At 39.8% G+C, this 19318-nt stretch carries 16 protein-coding genes; 13 read left to right on the top strand and 3 right to left on the bottom strand.

Going from position 1 to position 19318, the window contains the following annotated elements; translation table 11 throughout:
- Positions 1 to 106: 106 nt before the first annotated feature.
- Positions 107 to 1075: a fimbrillin family protein gene (locus BDI_RS14930; RefSeq protein WP_005860423.1), complete on the bottom strand. Its 969-nt coding sequence runs from the start codon at positions 1073 to 1075 to the stop codon at positions 107 to 109.
- Between the two features lie 204 nt (positions 1076 to 1279).
- On the opposite strand from BDI_RS14930, the gene BDI_RS14925 reads away from it, so the two are divergent.
- Complete coding sequence (locus tag BDI_RS14925; RefSeq protein WP_005860425.1) at positions 1280 to 2425, top strand: AraC family transcriptional regulator; 1146 nt, start codon at positions 1280 to 1282, stop codon at positions 2423 to 2425.
- Here BDI_RS14925 and BDI_RS14920 read toward each other — a convergent pair.
- Both BDI_RS14920 and ychF read right to left on the bottom strand, forming a co-directional pair.
- Complete coding sequence (locus BDI_RS14920) at positions 2417 to 3331, bottom strand: TolB family protein (protein ID WP_005860427.1); 915 nt, start codon at positions 3329 to 3331, stop codon at positions 2417 to 2419. The genes BDI_RS14925 and BDI_RS14920 overlap by 9 nt on opposite strands.
- Positions 3332 to 3426: 95 nt before the next feature.
- Positions 3427 to 4530, bottom strand: coding sequence for a redox-regulated ATPase YchF (ychF, locus tag BDI_RS14915; RefSeq protein WP_005860429.1), 1104 nt, complete (start codon positions 4528 to 4530; stop codon positions 3427 to 3429).
- 265 nt (positions 4531 to 4795) lie between these two features.
- Here ychF and BDI_RS14910 point away from each other — a divergent pair, with 265 nt between their 5' ends.
- The 12 genes from BDI_RS14910 to BDI_RS21270 all read left to right on the top strand — a co-directional run bounded on the left by BDI_RS14910 (position 4796) and on the right by BDI_RS21270 (position 19216).
- Positions 4796 to 5959 (top strand): hypothetical protein, encoded by a 1164-nt coding sequence (locus BDI_RS14910; protein ID WP_041525600.1) that lies wholly within the window; start codon positions 4796 to 4798, stop codon positions 5957 to 5959.
- Positions 5960 to 6118: 159 nt separating this feature from the next.
- Positions 6119 to 6418 (top strand): helix-turn-helix transcriptional regulator, encoded by a 300-nt coding sequence (locus tag BDI_RS14905; RefSeq protein WP_011967095.1) that lies wholly within the window; start codon positions 6119 to 6121, stop codon positions 6416 to 6418.
- Positions 6415 to 7431 carry a hypothetical protein gene (locus BDI_RS14900; protein ID WP_011967094.1) on the top strand — a complete coding sequence of 339 codons (1017 nt, stop codon included), beginning with the start codon at positions 6415 to 6417 and terminating at the stop codon, positions 7429 to 7431. Before BDI_RS14905 ends, BDI_RS14900 begins: the two co-directional genes overlap by 4 nt.
- Positions 7432 to 7691: 260 nt before the next feature.
- The gene (locus BDI_RS14895; RefSeq protein WP_005865085.1) at positions 7692 to 7988 is read left to right on the top strand and encodes a nucleotidyltransferase family protein; all 297 of its coding nucleotides are present in this window, start codon (positions 7692 to 7694) and stop codon (positions 7986 to 7988) included.
- A complete protein-coding gene (locus tag BDI_RS14890) occupies positions 7972 to 8313 on the top strand; it encodes a HepT-like ribonuclease domain-containing protein (RefSeq protein ID WP_011967093.1) in 342 nt (113 codons plus the stop codon). The genes BDI_RS14895 and BDI_RS14890 overlap by 17 nt, the downstream gene beginning before the upstream one ends.
- A gap of 642 nt (positions 8314 to 8955) precedes the next feature.
- Positions 8956 to 9780, top strand: coding sequence for a hypothetical protein (locus BDI_RS14885; RefSeq protein WP_227742510.1), 825 nt, complete (start codon positions 8956 to 8958; stop codon positions 9778 to 9780).
- A 63-nt stretch (positions 9781 to 9843) separates the two neighbouring features.
- Positions 9844 to 11808, top strand: a complete 1965-nt coding sequence (locus tag BDI_RS14880) for a site-specific DNA-methyltransferase (RefSeq protein WP_011967091.1) — start codon at positions 9844 to 9846, stop codon at positions 11806 to 11808.
- A gap of 14 nt (positions 11809 to 11822) precedes the next feature.
- Positions 11823 to 14711 carry a DEAD/DEAH box helicase family protein gene (locus BDI_RS14875; protein ID WP_011967090.1) on the top strand — a complete coding sequence of 963 codons (2889 nt, stop codon included), beginning with the start codon at positions 11823 to 11825 and terminating at the stop codon, positions 14709 to 14711.
- Between the two features lie 154 nt (positions 14712 to 14865).
- Positions 14866 to 15168 carry a hypothetical protein gene (locus tag BDI_RS14870; RefSeq protein WP_011967089.1) on the top strand — a complete coding sequence of 101 codons (303 nt, stop codon included), beginning with the start codon at positions 14866 to 14868 and terminating at the stop codon, positions 15166 to 15168.
- Between the two features lie 363 nt (positions 15169 to 15531).
- Positions 15532 to 16095: a hypothetical protein gene (locus BDI_RS21425; protein ID WP_011967088.1), complete on the top strand. Its 564-nt coding sequence runs from the start codon at positions 15532 to 15534 to the stop codon at positions 16093 to 16095.
- Positions 16096 to 16348: 253 nt separating this feature from the next.
- Positions 16349 to 18433 (top strand): ADP-ribosylglycohydrolase family protein, encoded by a 2085-nt coding sequence (locus tag BDI_RS14860; protein ID WP_011967087.1) that lies wholly within the window; start codon positions 16349 to 16351, stop codon positions 18431 to 18433.
- A 489-nt stretch (positions 18434 to 18922) separates the two neighbouring features.
- Complete coding sequence (locus BDI_RS21270) at positions 18923 to 19216, top strand: hypothetical protein (RefSeq protein ID WP_227742509.1); 294 nt, start codon at positions 18923 to 18925, stop codon at positions 19214 to 19216.
- Positions 19217 to 19318 lie beyond the last annotated feature (102 nt).

Below are 19318 nucleotides of genomic sequence, written 5' to 3'. Positions count from 1 at the left end.
TTCGCCGGAATGATAGAGCCAATTGTTATTTTCAGTGTAGTTGCCGGTGGCAAACGGATCAAAGCTTGCCACGGCATTACACCTTAATAACCACAACATAAAAAACTTACATGATATTGCCAATCAATCCTTCGTCGTTACCCGGTAACCAGTCTGTGATAGAGACGTCTCGCAATTGTAACGACCTTCCGTTAAAGCTTAGCTTATATAAATATTTTTTCCCTTTTTCCCATTGGGTGTTAGCGGGTATGTCAAATTTGTAGGTTTCTCCGTTGATCGTGAATAAGGTCTCCACGTCTCCGGTTCCGATCGTGCCGGAAGGTGGAATTACCATGAGCCGCATAGGATCACAATATTTCTCGTTGATGAGGGTAACCGGATTCGTCAAGGATAATACCGTGGATGCGGACGTGCTACGGGCGGTAGAACCGATGATATCGCCCGTCGTGATATCGAGGGTTCCTTCGCTGACTAAAGTTGTTCCACCGGGCTTATTTCCTACTTGAACGGAACTTATAATAAAGGCACCTGTCTTGCCTTTGCTTAGGTTCAGCTGGAAAGATATAAGCGATAGGGCATGATTCATGCTGAGTAATACAAGTGGCGAGGTACTGTTGACCGCTTTTTGTCCGATCGCATGGGTTCCATACATATAATCATCGGTCTCCAATGCGTTCGGGGCCAGTTTAACAGGTATCTGCCGGGCGTTAAAATTTATATCTTCTTGATATGGATAATATGCGTATATCGTAGCTTCATTAGAGTCAAGGATCACTTCCGGACTCTGTTGCCACCGGATTTTTCCATTCACTCTATAAGCTTTTACGCTTACGTTTTTATAAGTGGATATGCCATTGTATAAATCGTCGACTGTACCGGACGTGATTTGTAGTCCGAGCATAGAGCCTTCTTTAAATTCTTGTATAAAATTGGTGGATTTTGTAGTTAGGATACGAGTCGTTATTTGGAGTGGTTTTTCATTCCAGCCGATATTCTCAAGACCTCCGAAGTCTTTGTCGTTGGAGCAACCCCAAAAGCTTAAAATCATACTGGTAAAGAGTACTAAATTTCTCATTATTTTACTTATTTTTGTGTGAAACTTCTGGATGCAAATATCGGGTGGTTAAGGGGAAAGGGAGGTGCATACGGTCTAAAACGTCGGTGAAATCGTATAAAATTAGATCGTTCAAATTGTCTAAGGCGTTCATATTGTTAACTGAGGAGTCAAAAAGAACATTCGGGGGGGCGTATTGTTTAATAGATAGGAGGTAGTGTTATTATGTTGGATAAAATTCAGTTTCTACTAAGCTTACAGATATTAGGCTTTTGTGTTTTTGGTGGTATTACCCTGCTACTACGGGCCCGTGAGAATAGGGCAAAACAGATTTTGGGGTGGAGTATGTTATTATGGGCGTTTTTAGCGGCGGTACGAGTATCGGTTAACCTGTATTTAGAGGATTCAAAAGAGATATTTCATCCGGATGTGCTGATTATGGGATGTATTGTGGTAGCTACATTAGCTTGTTACGTGATAGAAGTGTTACGACCTTGCTATATGACCGTTCGCCGTTTCTTTATTTTTACCAGTCCGATATGGGTATTGGGTATTTCTTTTTTGATTTACCGGCTATCCGGTGGAAATATTCATCGTTATAACTCTTTTGGCGAGGTATTCGATACCTTGAATCTGGATGTGGTTATAAGGCTTTTGATTTTATTTTTCACGCTTCTGTATATGATCGTTCCTATTTATCTGATCTTGCGCTATAGTGAGGGATTTAAGGTGTATTTAAGGGAAAATGTATCGGACCCGGAAGATTATGATCTGGACTGGTTGAAAAAGACCATGCTGATCCTTTCTTCTATGTATATTTTTTATTTGGTATTGTTGTTTACGGATCGGGTTAGCCTATATGTAATCGACAAAACGTTTTTATTGGTTTTATGGTACTATTTCTTTTATAAGGCCTTGTTCCTAAAGGTTATCCATTTGGATCACACATTCGAGAGCGGATGGGGATTACCCGATTTGGAGGAGGATACGGATGATGATCAAGGTAGTGAGGAACAGAAAGGCATCATACGCCAAAGGTATGTTGAGGAAGTACAGGCGTGGTTTGAACGTGAAAAGCCCTATCTACGGGAAGATTTACGCTTAACGGATTTACAGCGGATCTTCCCGATGAGCCGCTCTTATCTATCCCAATTGTTTAATAAAGAATTAGGTTGTTCCTTCTCGGATTACGTAAACCATTTCAGGGTAGAGGAAAGCAAACGTTTATTGGAAGCCGAACCTCTGGCCAGTATACAAGAGATAGCCGAACGTTCGGGCTTCCATTCTATCAGTACGTTCCGTCGTGCGTTTATTAAGCAGACAGGGGTTATTCCTTCCGAATACAGGAGAGACGGGAACGAGTCAATTTAACCGGTAACTGACGAAAGCGAATCGCTTGCTATCGGGTGCCCAAGAGTTTACGTTTATCGTACCTTGCCCGCCGAATAGTTTGACTAAAGTCTTAGGTTCTCCGCCCTCGGCTGGCATAAGGCGTAACTCTACGTTTTTATTGGCGAGGTGTTGTCCGGGTTCCAGATCACCTTTTGTATAGGTGATGAAAACGATTTGTTTTCCATCCGGAGAGATGTGGGGAAACCAAGAATTTCGGGTCTCATCGAATGTCATCTGGGTTTGTTCGGAACCATCCGCCTTCATGCGCCAGACTTGCATAAGCCCGGTACGTACGGAGTTGAACCAGATATATTGTCCGCAAGGTGAGTATTCGGGGCCATCGTCCAAACCTTCGGCTGTCGTAAGACGTTTTTCTTCTCCGCCTAGGGCAGGAATGACGTAAACATCAAAATTACCGTTTCTCTCGGCGCAATAAGCGAGTTGTTTTCCGTCGGGGCTCCACCCGTGTAGGTAGCTAGGACCGAGTGGGGTAATCAATCGGGGAACACCTCCTTCGAAAGGCAGGGTATAGATACGCGACCGGCCATCTTCTTTCGTTCCGTTACTGATCGCTATTTGCTTCCCATCCGCGGAGATCACATGGTCGTTGTTGCAACGGGTCGCGTAGTCGCTATTGATTAATTGCGGCTCTCCCGGAGATTCCGGAGAGAGCTTATATAATTTTCCTCCACTATTATATACAAGCCAATTACCATCCGGAGTCCAGTTAGGTGCCTCGATCAAAAAAGGGAATTCCTTGACAACGGAACGTTGCCCGGTCGTAATGTCCATCACTTCCAGCACACTAGTCACATTCTTTTTTTGGGCATGCGTACAAAAAACGGCGATACACATACAAAGTACAGAATTGAGAAAACGTTTCATATACATATAGATTTAAAGGATATAAGAAAACCGGGTAAAATTAGCTTTACGCTATTTTACCCGGTTTCAAAGATATAATTTATTTCGATTACTCCTTATACATTGAAACGGAAATGCATGATATCTCCATCTTGCACAACATATTCCTTACCTTCAACGCTCATCTTTCCGGCCTCTTTAACAGCAGCCTCGGAGCCATAAGCGATATAATCCTCGTACTTGATCACCTCGGCACGGATAAATCCTTTTTCGAAGTCCGTATGGATAACACCGGCGCATTGAGGAGCTTTCCAGCCTTTATGGAACGTCCACGCACGACATTCGTCCGATCCGGCGGTCAAGAAGGTTTGCAGATTCAATAATTTGTAAGCCGATTTAATCAAACGGCTTACGCCAGACTCTTCCAATCCGATCTCTTGTAAGAACATCTGGCGTTCCTCATAGGTATCGAACTCAGCGATCTCGCTCTCGATCTTAGCGGCGACTACTAGAATCTGGGCATCCTCGTCTTTAACCGCCTCGCGTACGGCATCTACATATTTATTGCCGTTTACGGCGCTAGCCTCATCCACGTTACAAACATACATGACAGGTTTATCCGTCAGCAAGAATAAATCGTGGGCAATGCGTTCCTCGTCTTTCGTATCAAAAGAAACGGTACGTGCGCTTTTTCCTTGTTCTAAAGCCTCTTTGTATTTACAAAGTACCTCGTAAGCGATCTTGGCTTGCTTATCACCTCCGGTTTGCGCTTGTTTTTGCACCTTGGCGATACGGCTGTCTATCGTTTCCAAATCCTTGATCTGAAGCTCATAGTCAATGATCTCCTTATCACGGACCGGGTCTACACGTCCGTCCACGTGCACGATATTATCGTCGTCGAAGCAACGCAATACGTGCAAGATAGCGTCTGTCTCACGGATATTAGCCAAGAACTTATTGCCTAATCCCTCGCCTTTACTCGCTCCTTTCACCAATCCGGCGATATCCACGATCTCTACGGTGGTGGGGATCACTCGCTGCGGATGTTCGATTTCCGCTAGTTTATTCAGTCGCTCGTCGGGTACGGTGATCACGCCTACATTCGGTTCGATCGTACAGAACGGAAAGTTCGCTGATTGTGCCTTCGCATTGGATAGGCAATTGAAAAGGGTAGACTTTCCTACGTTCGGAAGTCCCACAATGCCACATTGTAATGCCATAATATTATGTGTTATTATATTTAATCATTTGATTTTTAATAATATAAAAGAGGGGTTAAGAGTGAGTAAGTAACAAACTGGTAACAAAAGCCTCTGTTTTAACATCTGGCTACCTTCTTTTATAACGCAAAAATACTTATTTTATTGGATAGTAGCAAAGAACGTTCAAATTGAGGTTGATGTTTTTTATGGAATATCGGGAGAAGTAAAATGTAAGTAAGAAAGTTTGTTATATTTGCGATAGATAACTTTAATGAACTATATTATGATAGAGAACACACAAGATATGCGAGCATATCATTTCATGAAAAATATAGATACTGGAGATCATGATTTATTAATAAGGTTGATAAGTCCTTGGCGCTATAAAGACTATTTTGATGAGTTGGCTGAGAAGCGATACCAAGAACAGACAAAAATAGGGCCTTTATTAGATAGAGTAATAGATGAAGTTCCTAAAGAAGAACTTCAAGATATTTTAAAAAAATGTGAAGTAGGAGAGTGGGATTATTTTAGCATGAAGTCTTATATAATGGATGCGCTTCGTTATGCTTATAAAATAATCCCTAAAGTGCCTATTGATGAAGTTGATATAAAGAAAAATAATCCAGAATTAGATTTACAAATACAAAAAGACCGATTACAGGCAGAGTTATACAGGCTAAATTCAGAATGTGATAGGGAATCATATGTATATCAGTTACTTATAGATTTGCAAGGAAGATATGTTTTTGCAGGGCATGAGCTTAAGCGTAAGTCTGATAGTCTTGTTTTAAGAGAGGTTTACACTGATTATATGTCTTTGTTATCTTTGGCTATGCATGAGATAGTGCAATTGTTAGGCTTAGGTTTTAATATGATATTGAGTAAACGATCTATATTAATCCTTCAAGATATCTATAAACAGTATAAAGATATTGATGGGTGGTTTAAAGAGCCAGATGACTTATATCCCGGATTGTATAATGAAATGTTACGGATGAGATGGCTAGTGTGCCGTGAGACTACAGAACAATTTGAAGCTTCTATCCAAAAGAGAATAGATACGTTTAAACCTATTTTTGATATGGATCGGATGAAAGATCTACGGCGTTCTTTGTGTGAAGGTCAATTTATAGATAAGGGTACATTAGAAGAGCATTTTTTGTTTTGGTTTGGCTTGCTTAACGATAAGCCTGGAAATTTATGTTCAATAAACTGGATAGAAACGAAAAACCTATTAGGATACTTCGTTACGCAATATTGTCGTGCGATACAAGATTCTCCTATACAAAGATGGAAAATAACCCAGTCTGTCTTTACATATAGAGGACAGAGTATAGATGGCAAGTTTACAGATAGCATGAAATCCTATATAAGTAAATTAGAAACAGGGGAAAAGAGATTTACGAAAAGATTCGGTGAAATAGATAAATTATTAAAAAAGTAAAGTAACCCCAACTGTGGCCAAGGTTGTCCTTTGTTGTTTCTTTTTAGTAGGATCTTTGTCTTGTCCTTTAAAAGTGACGAGGTTGGTACGTCATTGGGATGTATAGAAAGCATATAACCAACATATGACTGGATATACGGTTAATTTATTTTATTAATTATGGACAGGAAAATATGGATGATCCTTCAAAGGATTGATAAAAATTTGTTATTAGCAGCAAAACAAGTGTTGAACATGGATGAGGCAATGTTACTTACCGGATTAAGTAAATCTCATCTATATAGATTAACTAGCTCTTGTCAAATACCTCATTATAAACCTTCAGGGAAGCAGATTTATTTTGATCGCTCGGAGATTGAGGAGTGGCTTAAACGAAATCGTGTTGATTCGGTAGAAGAGATAGAGCAAGCCGCCATTAATCATGTTGTAATGAATAAAAAAGGAAGGGGGAGAGTATGAAAGATGAGATAGCTTCTAAAATCTATGTCAATCTATCAAGGTGTGAGAAAGGACATGATTCATGTACTGAATATAGTAGTATGTTGCATGATATGGTACATGGTCATATGTTATATGATACGGTTGACTTTGTTCTTTATCAGAAAGATGTTCCAGAAATAGATTTGTTATCGGAAGTATCGCCATATTTGACGAATAGAAGAGATTGCATTGGTGAAGGTGGATCCTCTTATGTATGTGGGGAATATAAGGGGTATAAGGTATATGTAAATGATAAAATGTTAAAAATAAATACATGTAGCTTATGTAAGTATTACTACGGTACCAACATGCACGATTTCCCTTTAGAGGACGTACGGAAAGCCATTGAGGGGATAGGAGAGGATTTAAACATCCCTATGGATAAGGTCACTGTGACTAGGCTGGATTTAGCAGAGGATTGGGAGTTACAGCGGTCTCCAATAGAATATTTCAATCGGATGTTAGATTTACCTTATTTTAGGCGTCTTTCATATCCTACAGGAATTACGTTTCAAACAGCAGAGAAAGAACTTTCGTTTTACGATAAAGGAAAGGAACAGGGGAGTAATAATAAGAATATAGCTCGATGCGAGTTTCGGATAAAGAAAGTTAGGAAGTACTTTGGGAAATCGGTTACTGCGTCAATGTTATATGATCCTAGCTTTTGGAATGATTTGCTGGATCGGTTCTTATCTTGTTATTCCAAAGTCAAGGTGAGTAAAGAGTCTTTACCTCTTGATAAGATAGATGGAATAAAGAGTTTTCAAGATTGTATTTTATGTCATTGGGTTAATCGTAAGGGGTTTGATCCGTTGAAGTCTGAATTGAATGCTTTTGTGCGTGATGGAGGATTGACGCAAAGAAACTATAAGTCTATTATAGGAAAGATCAAGAGGTGTTGTTTCTCTTCTCAAGGAAAAGACGTTGGCCCAGAGATGGAAGAATTTGATGTGAAATTCAGGTCATTTTTGAAGTTAAAGAGATTTGATTAAATATCATTGTTTTGCCCATATTTGAGGCTTACAACGTATCTAGGCTTAGGTTTTTCCTAATAAAATGTAGGAAATAATACCCTTGTCGGGGATCTGTCAAATAAATTTAGAGAGGTGGGGGATATTTCCGAGGAGGTGGTATCTCTCGCTTCTTTTGTTTTTAGAGGATATTGTTCTGTAAATGATTTTCCAAAAAAGAATCACGATAAAACGGAATTTAGAAAATGTTCGTTATATTTGCGTGAGGTAATCACTAAAAGATGAAACAACAGATAATTAATAAGCTAAGAGGCTTTTTCTCTTTGCAACCAATAGAGAAAGCATGGGTGTTTGGTTCCTGTTCACGTGGAGAGGAGACGAAGGATAGCGATATTGATATTCTGGTTCGTTTTGACTCCCACGCTCGTATTACATTATTCAAGTATGCTGGTATGGTGGAAGCTCTAAGCCAATTGTTGCATCGTAAGGTTGATTTAGTGGAGGAAGGACAATTGAAGGATTTCGCCGTTTCTTCTGTAGATCGGGATAAAATATTGGTATATGAGAGAGAAGCCTAAAGATAATACACGTCTACGGCATATGCTGGAGGCAATAAATAATGTCATTGAGTTCACGACAGATGTGACTTTTGAGGAGTATTCAAGGAACAAGATATTGCGTTTTGCGGTCATCAAGAATTTGGAGATTGTAGGGGAGGCTGCTTATTTGATTACAAAGGAATTTCGGGAGGAACATCAAGAGATCGCATGGAATGAGGTCATAGGCATGCGCCATGTGTTAGTGCATGGGTATTATCAGATTCGGGATGAGATTGTGTGGGGAACCATTCAAACAGATCTATTTCCGCTTAAGGATAAGATAGAACGGTTGATCTGTAAATAAGCTCAATGTATTGTTTTAGAAAATAACCCTTTATTGGGGGGGGATATCAAATAAATTTAGAGAGGTGGGGGATATTTCCGAGGAGGTGGTATCTTTCGCCTCTCTTATTTTTAATACGATCACTATCAATAAAGTACCTATCTAATACTCTTAGGTAGATAACTATTGATAGTATCTGTTGATGTTTTAAGTCCGTTTTAGGTTATATAATTCTGTTTCTAAGTTTTGTCTTTTTCTAAAATGCGCCGTGAATGGCTGTGATAAAATTATCATTGGAGGCATAAACAATATTAAAATTTTTCCTGAAAACGTTACCTATTTGTTCAATTAAATTGTATTTTTGTATAGTTCTCAATAGCACCACGCCGATCAGGGTGGTGCGGGAACTGACATAAATTAGAAAAGGCGTTTACTTTACGCTTTGGTTTTGACGTTCTAAGAATCTCGCAAATTCTCAACTATCTGTCAAAAACAAAGCAACGGTGGATGTCCTCAAGGGTGTATTATATAGCCCTCATTGTACCTTGTGTAGCCATTGGTGTATCCATAAGGGAACTGGGTGTATCATATATATTCACATCGGCGTGGGGCTTTCGGCGTTGCTCGTTTCGACAGATAGGGCAATGCGAGAGCCTTTAGAGCGTGGAACGGGCAGCAAGGTACGGTTCCCACGCTTTTTTGTTTGTTAATCTTTCCATAGGGGAGCAGGAAGACAAATATTCAATCTCCATCATGATAACACAAAACGATTTAAAGAATGCTCACCCTAAAAAAGATAGAGAAGATTTAAGTCTCCTTCCCATAAGAGAAGCGACCATAACTTACCTTGAAAGAGTATCTATTTCTGAATATAATCAAACATGGGATGAAAATTTTACCTATGATCCTTTTTCGTACTCGTACAATACTCGTAATACCAAATTTTATGTGCTAAAACGTAAAAAAATATATTTTGGAGTATTAGAATCGCCAGATAATTATACCGCCACTTATGTATTTTTATTATTATCTGAAAATGAGTTTGAAAATCAAATTCAAATAATTAAAAATGATATAAGAGATATATATACAACACGAAATGGAATAAAAAACAAATTTTATATTAACAATAATAAGATAGAAACTTATAGTTTGAAAGATAAACCCTATTATCTAGGTAATATATCTCATGTGAATTTCCATTATTGGCATAAAAAATTACATGATATTATAATGCCAATTGCAAAACAAATGTCAAACAGAAGATTCAGATTTGGAGGATTAAGAAGATCAAAAATAAGTGTTCTATACAATAAGAGTCTATCTCAAATATCAAATATATTGAACATTGAAACTTCATTGCTAATAAAACTATTAAAAAGAAAAAGCCCGTATTTAAATATAACAGAGTCATACATAATGAGCGATTATGAAGCAGAAATATATAAGGATTTTTTCATAAAATTACTTCGCAAAAAAAACAAATAAGGGGAACACTAGTCCCCTGTAATACATATAACATTGTCGAACATCAAATTACAATATTCAATTATGCCAGCAACATCCTTAATAGAAGAACTTCCTAAAATCGTAAAAGAAGGAAGACAAGAAGCGCAACGTATTTTAGAACGTTTGAGTAGCAACACCCATATCGGATTACAAACAAATGAATTGGTTCTTCCCGCCAAAGATACTTCCGGATTATGGAAAGGAAAAAACGAACAAGTGATAAACAAAGAATGGATGAACCGTCTCGTCTATGGCGATAACTTATTGGCGATGCAAGCCCTGTTAGCCGGAGATGAAGCAACCGGATTACCCTCACTTCGGGGAAAGGTGGATTTGATTTATATCGATCCTCCTTTTGATAGCAAAGCGGATTATCGGACAAAGATTAATTTGCCGGGTATGGATATTGAACAGAAGCCAACGGTAATCGAACAATTTGCTTATTCGGATACATGGCAAGATGGAACGGTTTCTTATTTGAAGATGCTTTATCCAAGATTAGTATTGATGCGGGAGTTACTTTCGGATAAGGGAAGTATTTATGTACATATTGATTGGCATGTGGGAGCGTATGTGAAAGTTTTAATGGATGACGTGTTTGGTAAAGATAATTTTGTAAATAACATAATATGGCACTATGGAGGTCCATCACCTATTAAAACAGCTTTTGCTAGAAAATATGATATTATTTATTTATATGGAAAAACATTAAAAAGGATTTTTAACCCACAATATGGAAATATACCCATATCCGTTTTAAATAGAGCAAAAAAAGACGAAAATGGGAGACTATGGCTTGATCAAAATCTGGGAAAATTAAAAGAAGATACTATTGCTAAAATGGAATCCGAAGGACGGTTATATAGAACTAAAACTGGAGGTCTAAGAAGAAAACAATATTTGGATGAAATGGAAGGAGCGCAATTTGATAATGTATGGGATATTCCTATTATTAATTCTCAAGCAAAAGAAGACGTAGGGTATATAACCCAAAAACCCGAAGCCCTCCTCGAACGCATCATCAAAGCCAGCAGCAACGAAGGTGATCTCGTTTGCGACTTCTTCGGTGGAAGTGGAACAACCGCTGCCGTTGCCGAACGGTTAGGCCGTCGTTGGATTACTACGGATATTGGCAAACCGGCAACCTTGGTGATGCGTAAACGCTTTATCGACCAAGAGGTAAAACCATTCCTTTATCAAGCCATCGGCGATTATCAGAAAGAGGCTTTCCAAAACAATAAACAATACAAACGGATTGGCGATTTGAGCCAGATCATCATGCAACTGTATGGCGCAATACCATTTACGCAGGAACAACTGAATGACCGGAACTGGGGATATATCAAGAACGGACGGACGTTGGTATTGGTAGATAGTCCCAATAAAGTAACCGGGGCAGCTACAATCCGCCGGGCATACGAAGCCAAAAACAATCTGTTGGGCGGTGGATGGAACAAGGCTGTCGTACTGGCATGGAACTTTGCGTTTGATATTTCTGCTGCTATCCAACAATACAAGGAGGATGTTGAGGTCTTGGTGATTCCACCAGACCTGTTGGACAAACTCTCCAAGAAAGGATATGACAAACTGATAAGGGAAGGCTCTGTCCGTTTCAGCAGTTATCAATATCTATTGGTAAAACCTATTCAGACAGAACCGCATTTCGGTGAACAGGACAAACTAACAATCGAATTGGATAATTATGTGCTTCTTTCACCCGACAATATCCCGTTGGATGATAAAGATAAAGCCAAATTGCAACAAGTATTAGAGAAAGATCCATTGGCTTTGATCGAGTATTGGAGCATCGATCCGGATTACGATGGCATCACATTCCGTAGCCAATGGCAAGACTATCGGGAAAATACGGACAATGATAGCGATCCGCTTCATTGCATCTATACCGCTACATTAATCACTCCTCGAAAAGCGGAACGGACGGTTTGCGTGAAAGCGGTCGATGTATTCGGCTTTGAGAGCATGGTAACAGAGACTATTCATTCTTAAAAACGACACACAACATGAGAAACGATATATCCTTGGAATTGGCAAGCCGATTAACGGAACAAGTCAAAACTGCCTTTGAAAACGGCAGTTTATTAGATGCCGTTACCCCGGTAACACAAGATTTGCTGAAGTTTTGGTTCATGGGGCCTTATACGGAAGAACGCTCCAAGAACTTTCATAAAGGACAAAAACAAAGTATTCTAAACATCATTTATCTGCATGAAGTTTTACAAGTGACAACCGTAGAAGAAATATACCGGCAAGTTGCGCCGGATCTATTAGCCGAATGTAATCTAAGTGATTTGGCTAAAGAAAAATATCGTATTCCCAAATATGCCGTAAAGATGGCAACCGGAACAGGTAAGACATGGGTCATGCACGCTTTACTTTTATGGCAACTCCTTAACGCACGACATGAAGAACAAGAAGAACGAAGCGGACGCTACACCCAAAACTTCCTGATCGTAGCTCCTGGCCTGATTGTTTATGATCGGCTAAAGGATGCCTATTGTGGACGCCTGAAAGAGAATAGCACGGAAAGAGATCCTTTTACAAATGACCTCTATCTGCATAAAGATCTTTTCATACCTCCGGCTTATCGGGACGAAGTATTCTCTTTTATACAAAACAATGTTGTCACCAAAGAAGAGGGAATCGGACGAAAAATAACCGGAAACGGACTGATCGCCTTAACCAACTGGCATCTGTTCTTGTCTGATGAAGAGAAAGAGAATATGGTCCCAGACTCCGCTCCCTCTATTATAAGAGATTTATTGCCTATTACACCAGGCCTGAGTGGTGGTAATGTCTTAGAGGCACTGGATAGGAAATACCTACGAGGAAGCGAATTGGACTATTTATCCGAACTATCGGACTTAATGGTAATCAATGACGAAGCCCATCATATCCATGAGAATAAAAAGCAAGGAGAAATAGAAGAGGTTGAATGGCAAAAAGGATTGAATAAGATTGCCCACAACAAAGGAGGTCACTTCATCCAAATCGACTTCTCAGCTACACCCTACGATACGGTCGGTTCCGGGAAGAAAAAGATGAAATGTTATTTCCCGCATATTATATCTGACTTTGATTTAAGCCAAGCGATGAAAAGCGGATTGGTTAAGACCTTGTTGTTGGATCGCCGACAAGAATTGACAGATCTTGCCAATCTGGATTATAACGCTTTACGTGATGAACGAAAAAAAGTGATTGGATTGAGCGACGGACAACGTTTAATGCTTCGTGCCGGATTACGAAAATTAAAAATCCTTGAAGAAGGTTTTATCAAGCTGGATTCTAAGAAACGACCGAAGATGATGGTGATTTGTGAGGATACCAATGTCACCCCGTTTGTCGAATCATTCCTAAAAGAAGAGGGATTAGCCGAAAAGGATGTTCTCCGTATTGACAGCAACGCTAAAGGCGAAGTAAAAGAAAAAGATTGGATGCAGGTCAAAGAACGATTGTTCAATATCGATAAATATGAATCACCCAAAGTCATCGTTTCCGTGTTGATGCTTCGGGAAGGTTTCGATGTCAACAATATATGTGTCATCGTACCGTTACGATCTACGCAATCCGCTATTTTGTTGGAACAAACCGTAGGGCGTGGTCTTCGTTTGATGTGGAGAGAGCCTGAATATTCAGAAGAAAAAAGGGAAAACCGATTGCAAGTATTGGTTAAAAAGAAAGCACCTAAATCTTATATCGATATGCTTTCCATCATTGAACATCCGGCCTTTCTTGATTTCTACAATGATTTGATGAACGAAGAGCTTGCCGGTATAGACGAAGGTGATTTGCCGGATGGCTCCAATGTAACTGGTGATATTATAAAGGTAGGGTTAAAAGACAATTATCAAGACTATGATTTATTCTGGCCTCTTATTATCAAAGAGCAAGAGGAGGAGATACATCCTTCAGAAATAGATATAAACAGACTCGCACCTTTTACAGACTTTTCGTATGAACAACTAAAAGAAATTTTGGCGAAACCCGGTGAATCCTTTATCTCGCATGACGTCTTAGTCGGTACTCAATTCGGCAAATATGAGGTAAACGCAGACTTATGCAATGCACAAAGCTACAATGAATACTTGCAAAAGGTATTACGCATCGTCACAACACGCTTCGACAAGGTAGGAAGGAGTAAGCCTAAGGAACTACCTACATTGCAAATTAATCAGCAAGAAATCATACGGGTCATCGACCGATATATCCGAACCAAGTTATTTTCACGTTCATTCAATCCGTTCGAGAATTATAATTGGAAGATTTTACTACACAATGAGGGAGTCGCGACCCAGCATATTGTAAGAGAGATCAGTAAGGCGATCTATTATATGCAAGAACAAATAGATATAACAGATGCAATAGTTGAGAAGATTTATTTTTCTTCCATACCTACACTACGTATACGAGAAAGTTTTTCACTTGATTTGGAAAAGATTATCTATGAAAAAGTGGGCTACCCTTCCAATAAAGGAGGTTTCGAGAAAGCTTTCCTTGAATTTTTGGATGCCGACTCGGAAGTGAACTGCTTTATCAAAATAAATGAGAATCAACATAGCTTCGCATCAATCCATTATATCCGGCAGGACGGTCTATTGGCCACCTATCATCCGGACTTTATGGTATGTACATCACAACACATCTATATTATAGAAACGAAAGGACAAGACAAGATTTTCGACAAAAATGTCCGACAAAAACAATTGGCAACTCTTGAATGGTGTAATAAGATTAATCAACTGAGAGCCCAATATAGAATGAATCGACAGTGGCTTTATATATTGTTAAGTGAAAATGATTTTTATAGTCTAAAACGGAACGGTGCCACGCTTATTGAAATCTGCAATTTGAATAAGGTCTCAGAGAGTGTGGCAACAGGTAATTTGTTTTGAAGGGAGTTGGAGATATCATGATTTTAGTATATGGCCTTATATTATTGGATTGGGAGTGGTAACATAAGGCCGAGGTAAATCGGAGGATTTGTACTTATTTTGTGGTAATAAAAACAGGTGAAGAAAAAGAGTTGATAACGGATATTGGTTTGATATGAAAACAAGTAAATGCTTTGATCGTGCTTCTTGTAGCTGGGATTGTAAACCTCGGATCACGGGTTTAATACATGATCCGGTTGAGGAATCTGAGGCCTATTTGTCTATAGAGAAGGAGTTGGAGGAAAAGCTACGATCTTACTTCTCTGATAAAAGATTTGATTCTGGTAGCTGGTTTCGTACCCCGGTCTCATGTTTCGAGTATTGGCAAGTGATGAAGCGTTTTTTATGGGAGGACTATCGAATAGAGTGGAGATCCCCGGTTGAATTGAATCCTACTATATTCAAGGATGATCTTTAGGGGGTATTTGGGGTACGAATGGCTTTATATGGCGTGGATCGGGGCGGCACCAAAGGAGGAGGCTGCGAGTGGGTGTGGAAGACGGCGGCGGGGACACCAGCCCCGTTTTCTATTGTGGTGCTTGGCGATGAGGATATGAAACATAAGCCTATTCCTTGTGAATAAGGGGTGACAACTGATAAAGGGTATTATAGATCTGTCCTATATCGTGCCTTAGAGGGCAAAAGAAACGGTCTGAATACGAGATAACACTAATTAAAAGAAAGGAGTAAGGTCGTGAATATGGTAAAAACGAGGTTTTTGATCTTCTATTCGATAGTGTGTACTATGGTATTAAATAAGTTGTTCCTAATTTGAGGCGTTATGGTGTTTTTGGTGTTAGCTTGTATAAGTTTGATTATCTTTGAATTATCGTTTTTTATGATCCTTGCATTCAAGACAAGGCCGGAGCGATGGACATTTAAGTCTTTTTGTCTTTGGTTGGTTTCTTTGGTCTCGTGGTGTTGTTTTCCACCATTGTACGTGTGGATTGAGCGGAAGTGGCGGCAGGCTAGTCTAAGAAGGGTGCTGTTTGTGCTGTTATCCCCAGTCTCTTTTCTTTTCTTGGTGGATGCCTGTACGTTCGATCCGCATCGCTTCATCCATAGCCTTAATAGCCTGATAATAGATCTCAATGCTATTAATAGAGACTGGACAGGGATTGATACGCTGTTATCTCTAATCTCTCTTATTTACTTAGTATATATCTGTTCATTGGTATGTAAGTGCGTCAATAAGCCTTTCTATAACCGAAGAGATCTTTCAAGCAAGGTAGGGATAGGGGCAGCATACAAGATTGTAAATTCTCATGGCCGAAATGGGGATACGGATGAGGTTGACATTAGGTTTGATTCGGGTTGTGAAACGGAGAGTTCCAACAAAGGATGAAGACGAATCCCCCGGCTCATTGGAGTATATCGGAAGATGGTGATTTCCCATTCGATGAGAATTAGATGATGGAATTTACTTCTTTATGGATATAGATCCTAGAGAGAATAAGGCATATATGTGATATGGAGGGACTTCGATAATTGGAGTCGGAATGATTTTCGCCATACAAGATCCTTGGTGGTAGGTCGAAAATGAAACAAGTTACCGATGATAAATCGAGTTTTTTTGCAATCTTTGTGTTAAAGAATTTATGTATAGAGAGAAGTTAGCCATGATGAAAAATACTTACAGAACTATCTATGGAGCGATTGCTGGTGATATTATAGGTTCGATGTATGAGTTTCGTTCTGTCAAGAGCAAAGACTTCGAGTTGTTTCCGTATGGTGCCTGTTTTACAGACGATACGGTGATGACATTAGCTATCGCACGATGGCTAATGGAGGATGTCACCCGCTCAGAATACACGCTTGTAGACACTATGTGTGAATTTGGCAACCGTTATCCGGCTGTTGGCTACGGTGGCCTTTTCTGCAATTGGTTATGTAATGATCCAACCCCCTATAACTCATGGGGGAATGGTTCCGCTATGCGTGTTAGTGCGGTAGGTCTTGTTGCTAAGACTTTGGATGAATGCTTGCGCTTAGCGAAACAAACAGCCGCAGTATCACACAATCATCCGGAAGCTATAAAGGGAGCGCAGGCTGTAGCTGCAAGTATATTCATTGCGCTACATTGGACTGGGGAAATAGACGAATTAAAAGTACACATAAGAGATTTTGTTACCAATCAGTTCGAATATAACATGAACCGTACATTGAATGAGATTCGGCCCCGATATGAATTTGATGTATCTTGCCAAGGTAGCGTGCCTGAGGCTATCATCGCATTTTTAGAAGCCGATAGTTATGAAGATGCGATAAGAAATGCCGTGTCACTCGGTGGTGACGCTGATACGCAAGGTGCTATAGCTGGCGCAATAGCGGCTTGTGTTTATCCAATTCCTGAATACATTATTAAAGAGTGCCAGAAACGTTTATCCGATGATCTGTTGAAGGTCGTCATCCGTTTTGAGGATTATCTTGACAATGAATGGCAAAATAAGATTAGTTTGCCCTGTTCGTGCTTGCAACCCAAGCGTGAAACGGTTGAGCCTGAGAAATATGTAGATATTATACGAGACAATATTGATTTGATACACAAATCAATTAAAATCGCAGTGGTGATGGTTGCATTTATATTGGTCAAAATATTATGGGTTTACTGGTCGTGTACTGATAATGGTACATGGGAGGATGAGAAGGGGGAACTCATTCAACGTCGGGATTTCCTGATCGATCGTGTAGTAACTTCACCACGTGTGTTGTTGTGTGAAATGCCAGAAGGAATTGGAACACAATTTCAAGGTGAGTGGGCGTTGTATTCTTGTTCAATGCTGGCGGCAGCCTTATTCAATATGTCAAAACTTTATCCCGAAACAAAAACAGAGAATCTAGAGAACATAGATAATCTTATTGAGATGGTACTTTCCTTTGAGTTGAGAAAATATGATGCTGAGCGTTGGGGCGAGGATCCTCTGGAAACATTGGATGGTGACAGGAGTCATATTTCATATATCAGTCATCTTGCGTGGATGATAAGCGAGTATAAGATGGCCGGAGGAAATGATAAATATAATAACTTGTTTGATGATCTTTGCGGAACTATGAATCGTCGGCTTCTTCGAAGTAAAAGTCTAAACTTACCAACATACCCAAGCGAATGTATATATGTCCCTGATATGCTTGTTGCGATTGTCGCACTGAATAATTACTCGAAATTAAACAAGGGAAAATATATTTCTACAGTACGTAAATGGGTGCGAAAGGCTAAATCTGAATGGCTTGACAAAGAAACAGGTCTACTTGTCTCATTTTTGAGTGAGGATGGCATACCGTTTAAAGCCGCCCCGGTGAAAGGCTCGTACTCCGCATTAAACTGTCTATACCTCACGCAGATAGATTCAGTATTTGCAAGAGAGCAATATCATAGGCTCAAATCCCATTTTTTGCAATCGGGTTTATTGTCTGGTATACGGGAATATCATGATTATTCGTGTTGGTTGGGATTTGACATTGATGCGGGCCCGGTACTGTTCAACCTCAGTCCATCCGGAACAGCATTCGCTGTGGGGCCAGCAACATATTTCAATGACGTGAGAGTACGTAATAATTTCTTACGTACGGCGGAAATTGCAGGACATAGTGTGATGTGGAACAATACTCGACATTATTTACTAGCGGAAATAGCACTTGTTGGGGAATGTATCATGTTGGCAATGCGAACAACAACGCCATAGGAAAGAAATGGAACTTTATATGACCATGTGATCTAATTATAAGGGATAGCTGTCCTAAATAGAAATGTAAGTGTTATGGATCTACTTTATACAGAACCTTCGGGAGCAAAAGAAACGGATTGGATACGAGATTATGATAATTATAAAGAAGGAGTATGAATAAGGTGAAATAGTAGTTCTTAATTTGAGGCATTATGATTTTTTTTATTAGTTAGTGTGATAGTTTTGGGTGGTGGGTTACTGGCCTTCATAATCCTTCTATTTTGGGCAAGGCCGGAGCGATGGACATTTAAGTCTTTTTGCCTTTGGTTGGCTACTTGGGTCTCATGGGGATGTTGTCCGCCTTTGTATGTGTGGATTGAGCGGAAATGGCGGCGGGCGAGTTGGAGAAGGTGTTCTTATGTGCTGTTATCTCCTATCTCTCTTATTAGCTTACTATATGTTTGCTCGTTTGTATCAGATATCGTCAATAAGCCGTATGGGAACCGGATGGAGATCTCATACAAGGTGGGTGTAGGATTGCCAGCGTACGAGGTTATAGATCGCACCTATGGAAAAAAGTCGTTCACTTTGGACTATATGGATCGGATAGATATTAAGTTTGAACCGGGTCGTGAAACGGAGAGATTCTACTGGTGGATAAAGACGAATCCCCCGGCTCATTGGAGCGTGTCGGAGGACGGTAGTTTTTACTTTAATGAGATTTCAGAAGATGGAACTTTCTTCACAATGCGTATAGATCCCCAAAAGGGTACGGCACGTATAGAATATGGAGCGTGGTAGATAACTGGGGGTCAATTGTCGGGGGAGGCCCTGTGCCTGTGGACGGCGGCGAGAGTCCTTTTCCCCTTGTTTATGGTGTTTGGATATTATAAGATTTATAGA

Source organism: Parabacteroides distasonis ATCC 8503 (assembly GCF_000012845.1).
GTDB classification, from domain to species: Bacteria; Bacteroidota; Bacteroidia; order Bacteroidales; family Tannerellaceae; genus Parabacteroides; species Parabacteroides distasonis.
This window is presented reverse-complemented; position numbering and strand designations above follow the sequence as displayed.